Source organism: Pseudomonas sp. GM84, assembly GCF_000282535.1.
Classification (GTDB): domain Bacteria; phylum Pseudomonadota; class Gammaproteobacteria; order Pseudomonadales; family Pseudomonadaceae; genus Aquipseudomonas.
Genome location: NZ_AKJC01000047.1, coordinates 1 through 8,957, shown reverse-complemented (window position 1 = coordinate 8,957; position 8,957 = coordinate 1). Strand labels below are relative to the sequence as shown.

At 60.6% G+C, this 8,957-nt stretch carries 7 protein-coding genes; 1 reads left to right on the top strand and 6 read right to left on the bottom strand.

Translation table 11 applies throughout. The features are described from left to right. The 6 genes from PMI38_RS03475 to PMI38_RS03455 all read right to left on the bottom strand — a co-directional run. A partial coding sequence (locus PMI38_RS03475) for a GumC family protein (RefSeq protein WP_008090705.1) occupies positions 1-795 on the bottom strand: 795 nt, incomplete at its 3' end. 21 nt (positions 796-816) lie between these two features. Then, complete coding sequence (locus tag PMI38_RS03470; protein WP_081502499.1) at positions 817-1,887, bottom strand: hypothetical protein; 1,071 nt, start codon at positions 1,885-1,887, stop codon at positions 817-819. Between the two features lie 70 nt (positions 1,888-1,957). After that, entirely contained in the window at positions 1,958-2,515 is a 558-nt protein-coding gene (locus tag PMI38_RS03465; protein WP_008090703.1) for a polysaccharide biosynthesis/export family protein, read from the bottom strand. Positions 2,516-2,824: 309 nt separating this feature from the next. Continuing rightward, entirely contained in the window at positions 2,825-3,001 is a 177-nt protein-coding gene (gene eppA, locus PMI38_RS27260; RefSeq protein WP_008090702.1) for an EPS-associated small membrane protein EppA, read from the bottom strand. 335 nt (positions 3,002-3,336) lie between these two features. Then, positions 3,337-4,455 carry a glycosyltransferase 61 family protein gene (locus PMI38_RS03460; RefSeq protein WP_008090701.1) on the bottom strand — a complete coding sequence of 373 codons (1,119 nt, stop codon included), beginning with the start codon at positions 4,453-4,455 and terminating at the stop codon, positions 3,337-3,339. Positions 4,456-4,524: 69 nt separating this feature from the next. Continuing rightward, positions 4,525-5,679 (bottom strand): hypothetical protein, encoded by a 1,155-nt coding sequence (locus PMI38_RS03455; protein WP_008090700.1) that lies wholly within the window; start codon positions 5,677-5,679, stop codon positions 4,525-4,527. A 313-nt stretch (positions 5,680-5,992) separates the two neighbouring features. On the opposite strand from PMI38_RS03455, the gene PMI38_RS03450 reads away from it, so the two are divergent. Next, on the top strand, positions 5,993-8,957 hold a 2,965-nt coding region (locus tag PMI38_RS03450; protein WP_008090695.1), incomplete at its 3' end, for a dermonecrotic toxin domain-containing protein.

Here is an 8,957-nt window from a genome sequence, read left to right as displayed (position 1 = left end):
CCCTGCCGCCCTGCCATTGGCTGCCGGGGTGCTCGCCCCGGCATTGGCGGCGGACAGTTCCAGCTCCAGGTAACGCAGTTCTTCCTGGGCCGATTTGTAATCGCGGTCGACTTCACGAAACTCCAGCTCCGAACGCGACAGCATGCTCATGCGCAGTTGCTGGTTTTCCGGCAAGGCATTGGCGTGGGCTTGCTTGAAGTCAGCCAGCTGGTTTTCCAGGTCGGCCAGCTCGGCGCCCAGCTTGTTCGCTTCCTGGGACAGGAACTCGGTGGTCTCGGTGGCCCGTTCGGTGCGTTGCTTGATGTTCTCGTTGAGGAACAGGGTCACCAACTCGTCGGCCACTTCCTTGGCGACTTCCGGGCGCTTGTCCTCGTACGACACGGTGAAGGCCACGGTAGCCTCGCCTCGCCCCTTGATGAAGGTGCTGAGCGTGGCCACCACGATGGCATTGCGCATCTGTTCGATCTTGTCGGTTTCGCTGAACCGACTCCCCTTGTCGGCGAACAGGTTGTACTTGTCGATGATCCGCAGCAGGTTCTCGCGGGTCATGACGCGTTGGCGAATGACCTCGATACGCTCATCGGCAAAGCTGTTGTTGCCCGCCGACACCAGGTCTGGCGAGATCTGCTGCGACTCCACCAGGACGGTGCCGGTCGACTGGTAGATGGGCGGCACACTGAGCGCGACGCCCACGGTCGCCGCCAGCACGACTACGATGCTCACCCCCAGCAACAAGGCACGGTCCTTGATGATGGCGATGTAATCTTTGAGGGAAAGCTCGTACTCGGATTTCATAAGTGGCCGCCCTTGCAAAAGTCAGATGTCGGGATATCGGTAGGTCAGCGTCATTCCAACGATCGTTGCTTCAGCATCTGGCAAGCCATCTTGCTGACGCTCCTTGTACATCAACGAAAACCGCATGTCCCAGGCCCGCGAGAGTTCCCGGCTGGCCCAGACGCTGTAAGTCTGCAAGGTATTGGGCGTTTCCCCCTTGGCGTCCTGCCAGGAGGCGTCGACGCCCAACCGGCTGGTTTCGGTGACCAGGTAGCTCCAGCCACCGCGCACCATGTCCAGCTCGGCGAAACCGCCCTCGGCGCTGGCGACGGTGCTGCGCTCGGCGCTCAGGCTGGCCTCGGCACGCGAGCCACGATAGAACAGCGACATCCCACCCTCTCCGCGGCGCCCGCCGCCGGAGCCGGTGGTTTTATTGACGCCGGCGTGCATCGCGCCTTCGAAGCGCTCGGAAAACTGGTGCTTGAGGCCAATACTCGGCACATAACTATTGCTGGCGCGGGCCGTGGTGGTGTCCTGCGGCTCATAGCGCCGGGCTTCGAGACCACTGATGATGTCGGTGCGCTCGCTCCAGGCGTAGGTCCAGCTCGAGTAGTTGGAGTATTCGTCGTAGCCGGTCAGGGTATCGATGTCGTAGCGGGCGTGGTTGTACCGGGTTTCGTTGGCCAGGGTGCTGCGCTCGGTAACCGTGCTGCTCCAGTTGGCTGTCAGCGAGGACATCTTCTGGGTGCCGTCGGTGGTCACCACGCCGGTATCGAGTACCGTACCGGACAGCGTCGAGCTCTCGTTGTACTGCGCCAGCAGACCGAAACCGCCGGTTTCGGTCTGGCGTTGCCAGCCCAGGCTCAGGTTGGGGTCTTCGCGGTCGTCGACGATCGAACGGTCGGATGAGCGCAGCAGATGCATCCCCATGCCCAGACGCAGCTGGTCGCGGTCGAACTGACCGATCAGGTTGTAGTCAGGTGCAATGATGGTACGCGTCACACCTTTCTCCTCGGACGTCAGGAGCAATGGGTTACTGTCGTACTCGACAGTCGTGGGAACCACAACTGAGGACTGCCAAATGGCGGCATTAACCACCCCCGCGAACGGCATCATCATGATTGCCGCCGCCATACGCTTCGGTCGAAAAATAGGCACTAGGAATTCTTAATTATTAGAAGATTCAAGGTACGACCAGCGTATCGCCAGCCTGGAGTTGGAAGTTGGTGGACATGTCTCGCCCGGAAACCAGATCCTTGTAGCGCACTGGCAGTACCTTTTGCGAAGGGCCGCTGCCGCGGATCACCTTGATGGCACTTTCGTCGGCGAATTTGTCCATTCCACCCGACATGCTCAAGGCCTGCAGCACCGCAGTAGGGCCTGCCATCGGCACCGGGCCGGGCTTGATCACTTTGCCTTGAACGTACACCAGGTTGCCGGCAGTGCCGGTGACGACAACGCTGACGTTCGGGTCGGCGAGATAGGGTTTCAAGCCGTCGGTGACCTTCTTGGCCACCGCGGTCACATCGAGGCCGGCCACATCGATGCGGCCCGCCAGGGGGAAGGTGATACTGCCATCGGGGAGGACAACGGTTTCCTGGCGCAGGGTGTCTTCCTGCCAGACCGAGACCAACACTTTGTCGCCGGGGCTGAGCAGGTACGACGCACCTTGGTCATTGGCAACACTCGCGCCAGACCAGACGCACAGACCACAGAGCATGGAAATCAGCAAACGCGCCATGAGGGATCCCTCCGGCCAAACGGCCCAGGTTAAGAGCACTGAATGAGAACAACCGCAAACCTCTCGCTCCACTGCGCAGCGTGAAACCCGCTGCGCTGGCCTGCCAATCCTGGAGGCCCTTTACCGCGATGCCGCTTTGCCTGCCTCTGCCACCACTCGCCTCAGGCGCTGGCTAGTGGAATATAGCAATGGTTGGAAAATTGACAAGCGGACGCCAGCCCTACCCCTATGAAAACATGCTTAAAGCGTCAAGCTGCTGGCGTCGCGGTAAAATCAGACAAACTTATTTAAATGAACAGGGATAAAACTTTAAATCTTCTTTCTATTGGCTACTGCCACGAAACCAATGACGGCAAAGGCAAAAAGCCAACCCGCCGTTGCCAAGGGAACAACGTTCGACTGGTTCATGTAGGAATCAGCTGCTCGTGCCGCACCACTCAATAACACCAACAAAAAGATCGATTTGATGAACAAAGTCGAGCGCATGTTCCCCTCCTGAAAGAGGACAATTATCGTTGATTGGTTTGAAGATTTGACTGCTGGTGAATGGAGCTTATGGGCACAATGACACTACGTCAATGATCCGACACCATAATAAAAATCAATGGACCAGCCTGTGCCTCGTCAATTTACCGCCATGCAGAAAATGCAGTGCAGATCGAGCTGTAAAGAACGATAGTAAGTGTTTGATATCCAGAACTATTAGTTGTTTCATCGAACTGTTTCCGAGGCCTGGCAAACGCGACTGACGCAGCCTTTCAGCAGGCCTCAAGTGTTTCATCAGCGAGAACAGGTGCGAATCGTTGCGTTTACCACCCTGTTTATGACGGAAAAAGGTCGAGGGTCCTTTCGACTTCGTCTATGTCGACGGTAAAACCGTCCCCCTGGGGCTGACCGACGACGAAGCCAAAGTGCTGGCCATCACGATCCGTCAGGTACTTGTAATAGCTGACGAAGCGGTTCGGCGGCTGCAGCACCAGCAGATTGCCGCCGGTTCGCAGCACATTGACGCCATGGACCAATTGACTGCCCTCCACCCCGATCACCGTCCTGGCCCCCGCGCAGGCTGCCACGATGGTCGGCACATCCGATTTCATCGGGTTGATCACGCGAAAACCGCGATGCTTGCGCAGGTGTTCGGCCAGCTCAAGCTCATTGCGCAGCAAGCGCAGGTCACCGTCGCTGCCCCGCAGAAGGAACACCCCTGGGTGCGGCGCTGCGTCCACGTGCGACAACAGTTTGTCGCCCATGGCACGGTAGCGTTGATGCCTGCTGCGGTTGTTGCTCACATCATCGAACAGCACCAGTTCATGGAAGAAGGCACTGCGCAAACGCAACGGTTGCATGCCTAGCCACTGCTCGTAAGCCGGCCCCTGGGTGAACAGCGGGTAGCGTGCCGAAGGCGCGGTGGTCACAGGTACGCCCTCGTTGCAGGCCAAGGCATAGGTTGGACAGTCTTCCATCAGCCAAGTGCCGAACCAGGTATTGCCATTTTGCGTGCAATAGGCCGCGCCCCGGTCTATTTCATGTTCCACGACGATGCGCGGAAAGGTGCTGGGCTTGAGCGACAGCCAATGGCTGGCATTGCCTTTGTACAGGGCGCCATCGATCAGCCAGACGTCCTTGAGCAAGTAGCCGCGAGTCGGCCCCTGCTCCGCGCGAATGCCGCCTTCCATGGTGCGTACCGGATGCACGTAGGGATAGAAACGCTTGGCCTCCCAACCGGTGACCCGCTCCAGTTGGTTGGGCAAGTAGAGGGCCGGCGGCGAACACGTCATTTCACCGGGTGCGACATCCCAGGTTCTTTCAGCGAGGCTTTTCAGATCGATATCCGCTTGGCGTGCCAGGCGCTTGCGCGCCATGTGCCGGTAGGCCGCCAATGTCCAGGCATGGCCACTGGCAACCGGATAATCACCGAGTTTCGAGATATCGCTTTGCATGACGCGGCCTCCACGGGTGACGGGTCAAGGATCTGGCGCAAAGGGTCTGTTACCGGCCCGGCAGGGTGCTCAGCTGGAAGGCACCCGCTCCATCTGGGGCGGTGAGTGGAAGGTGGCATAGCGTGCGCGCAAGGTTTCCAGGAACGACTCTCCTGCACTTTTGGCGCCATAGAGATAGATCTTGTGGAGTCCGCCAAAGACCATTTCGTGATAACGGCTGGCCACTTCCTCATCCGTGGTGCCTTCGGGCAAGCCTAGGTGCAATGTCAGCTTGTTGCCCTCCATGGCGAACAAAGGCGTGTCCCAGAGAAATTGCGCGGTGCCGTTTCGGGGCAAGCGCACGAACATGTAGGCGTGATTGCCCAGGGAGTCGATATCGCCCCCACGGCGGCGCTTCCATTTGAGCAAGCCATCATCGGGCCGTGCCAGGCAAAGGCCTATGTCGTAGTAGTCGTAACCGTGTTCCAGGGCCCATTCCAGGGCCATGAACGTGGTGATGGAGTTGACCTCGCGCAAGCGCTTGGCGTCGGAAAACACCGCTTCGCAGTAACCGAAACGCAAGGTGCTCCAGTAGCGCTTGCCGCCGCGGGTGATCTCGCAGCCCAGGTGGCAGGCCACCACTTCGCCGTTCAGGGTGATCAGGTCGAGCCGGCCCACGCCCTTGGCCAACCTGAATACCTCCTCGGTGGCGAATTGCGCGGCATGGATGCCCTGCCGTGCCGTGGCGTAGGGCCGCAACAGGTCGCGGTCGGCCATGGCGATTTCAGCATCGTCAAAGGTCTGGCGCATCTGGTACAGCGGCCGGTTCTTGCGAATGCTGCGGCGCAGCTCGCTGTCGTAGCGTCCGGTGATGTCGTCCAGCGAGCGCCCCAGCGGTACCACCGCGCTCAGGTAATGAGGCACCGACAGCGCACCGGCGGTGGGCACTTCGCTCACCACCACCACATGGTTTTGCGCCGCGGTTGCCTCGGGGTCCGTCACCTCCCCGGCATCTCGCGGCGCCTTGCCGCCGATCAGCAGCTTGGCCATCTCGCGCTGCTGCTTCCTGCCGATGTAGAGAATTTCATAAGGGCTGGTCTGCTGCAGCCTGAAGCGGGCGATTTCCCACCGCCAGAAACAGGCACGACCGGCCATGTCCCGTAACATGCTTGAAACGGTTCTGATCTCGTAACGCAGGGAGGGCGAGATGAATTTGCGGGCTACTGCCACCAAATGCGCTTTCATTCTTTTTTGACGTCCTTTGTATGTTTCGACTGGTGGTATCGCAAAAGACTATGATGGTTTTTAAAAACAGCCACATAACTTACTGATTAATCAGTAACATTTAACCGTTGTCGCCCTAATATTCAGTAACAATTTAAGATGCAAGCGCGCGGCTTGGCAAGCGGCATTTTGCTAGTACCCGGCCTTGTTTTATGACGTCAAACATACTGACACCTGCGCTTTGTCCATTCATTTATTCAATTGATAAATATCTACTGCGCCTGAGGCATCACTTCAGGGCTTCCTGCCCGTCCATTTCAGCAGGAGCCGTGCCATGTCCCCGCTCAATCCGCATCATCACTTGATTGCCGAACAACTACCTTCCTGGTCTGCCCATGCCAACGTCGAACAATGGCGCGCACTGCGCGAAAGCCTGCTGCCCGAACAAGGCCTTGCCGACGCCCAAGCGCCCTGGTTCGCCAATGCCCTCCCCGACCTGCGCGAAGCCGTGCTCGCCAGCCAGCTGCGGCTGCATCGTGCCCAGCAGGCCTTGGCCGTTACGCTCAAGGATCTGCGCAACATCGCAGCGTTCGCCGAAAGTCTGCTCATGCACACCTTGCAGACTCGACACGGGCTATCCGTCCCCTCGCGTACCACCGAGCTGGTGCTGATCCGGCACTTCTTCACGTTCGGTACTTATGTCACCGAACACACGACGATGAGCCTGCTCGAAGCAGCCCTGCACAATTTCGAATACGGCGCCGAGTTCGGTCGCGACAGCGCGTTGGCGCTGGCGGGGAATGCGCAATTTACCCCCTCCACCGTGGTCGGCCAGACCACCCTGGGTGACAGTGACACCTTGGTCGATATCGAATTGCCTTCAGAAACGGTCACTCTCGAACCGCTTGACCTGCCCCCCGAGGTGTTCGCCAGCACCTGCCGGCAGCTGGATATTGGCCAGCGTTATCAGGAACACCTGCAGGCATGCTTCGACATCCATTCGGACACCGTGGGCGCCGCGTTTATCGACGTTCAGCGCGAGCAGCTGCAACTGGCGGCTGACCTCGCCTTCATGCGTCACGACATCGACGGCCTGGCACGGGATGTCATCGCCGCGTTGGCCGCTGAAGGCCCAGTGCGTTGCTGGCAGCTCACACTGTTCGATATCCCGTTGCATGAAGTGCTGGTAATCGACGACGGGCGCGGTGGACTGCTGTTTTACTGCCCGGGCAGCGAGCGAAGCCTGTTGCACTTCAGCGGCGTTACGCCCCTTCGCCAGCATCTGGCCGCAGGGCTGTTGCAACCCGCCACTCGAAGCGCATGCCTGCGCTATGTGGCGAGGGCACAGCACTATCGTTTGCTCGACCTGCTGCAGCAGAACACGGATGGCGACACCCTCGACCCGCACCTGAGCCTGACGACGCTCGACTCACCGCTGTTCCCCTGGCTCTATGCCGAGCATGTCCAGCGCCTGCAGGCTGAAGCCGCACTGCTGGCAGTCCCCACCGCTCAGGTCGACGAGCAGGCCCGCCAGCGTCGCGTTGCCCAGTGGCAGAGCCTGGGCATGGACACCCTGATGCTCGCCGGCTTCTTCATCCCTGGCCTGGGTACCTGCATGACAGCGGTCATGGTGTGCCAACTGCTGGGTGAGGTCTTCGAAGGATACGAGGCATGGAGCATCGGCGATCGTCATCTGGCCTTGCGCCACCTGGAGTCCGTAGGCCTCAACCTCGCGCTGGTTGGCGGCTTGCACGCGGCCGGCCAGGTACTGCCCACATTGTTCAGCAGCCCATTGATGGAAAAACTGAACCCGGTGGAGCTGGCGGATGGCAGCAAGCGCCTCTGGGATGCGGACCTCTCGGGTTATGCAAGCGCCGTCCAGCTCCCCGCGGAGCTTGCAGCCGACAGCACGGGTCAGTTCCTGCTGGGCGGCGCACGGTTCATCCGCATGGGGGATGAGCTGTACCAGGTGCGCCTGGACGAAAAGACGCTGCGCTGGCGCATCGTCCACCCTGACAACCCGAAGGCCTACCAGCCGCTGCTCGAACACAATGGCCAAGGTGCCTGGCGCGAAGAACACGAAGTGCCACAGGCCTGGTCTGACAGCCAGGCCGTGCGGCGCCTGGGGTTGGATACGGGCGCACTGGATGACACCGCGCTAGGACATGCGTTGATCATCAGCGGCGTGGATCGCGGACAGTTGCAGGCCGTCCACCTGGCGGGGGCCGCCACGCCCCCCTTGTTGACCGAAACCTTGCAGCGCCTGGCGTTGGCCAAGCGCCTGCCCGAACTCTCGGCTGCACAACGGGAGAGCCTGCAATCGCCGTTGGCGGCGCTGGCTGAAACCGGGCATGAGCGTGCGCTGGCCAGAGCCCTGGAGGGCCTGTATGAGCCCGGCCTGGGAAGTGTCGACAGCGATCGCTTGCTGCTTGCCTGTATCCAACGGCTGGGCGAATGGCCCAGTGAGTTTCACCTGGAGATTCGCGCCGCCAGCCCTGGTGGCGAGTTGCTCGTCAGTTTCGGCTCCGCCCAGGCCGGCCAGCGTGCCGTGCTGCTCAAATCGAATCAGGGGTATGAGGTGTATCGGGGCGAACGCCCAGCAGCCGGCCCCTTGTTCACTGACCGCTACCGGGCGCTGTATGCCGCTGTGCCGCCTGCGCTCAGGCAACCATGGGGCGAAGTCGACGCGCTGCGCGAACGTGTGCAGCAATTGGCGGGCGCCGAACGTTCGCGCTGGCCCTCTCGCCTGTGGGGACCGACGGCCAACCGTACGACGCCGCGCTTCAGGCTGCTCGGTGGCGCTCCGCTGGAGCCGTTACCGCCACCTTCACCGTTTTTCAATGACTCGGTGCCAGCACGCCTGCGCAGGCTATACCCGGCCATCACACCGGAACAAGTCGATCAGCTGCGCAGTGACTGGCAACGCGCCATGCGCTCGCCGGAACTTGAATTGGGGATACGCGAAACCGCTTTGCAGCAATTGCGTACTTACCTGGAGCAGTGGGCTGCCGGCGTGGCGCGTCGACAACGTGCCAGTACCGCCCTGCTCAACAGTTGGCGGTACAACTCGATTCTGCGCCTGCCCAATGGCGAGCTGATCCCTAACCTGGACCTGGCGGGCCTCGCACTGGATAACCTCGATCTGGCCACACTGCCCATGCCCAACGGCCTGGAACATGTGGTCGAGCTGGACCTTGGCGGCAACTCGCCCTTGAGCGAGTTGCCAGCGCATTGGTTCGAGCGCTTGCCCAACCTGCGTCGGCTGATCCTGGGGCGTTGCGGCTTCGAGCGGCTGCCAC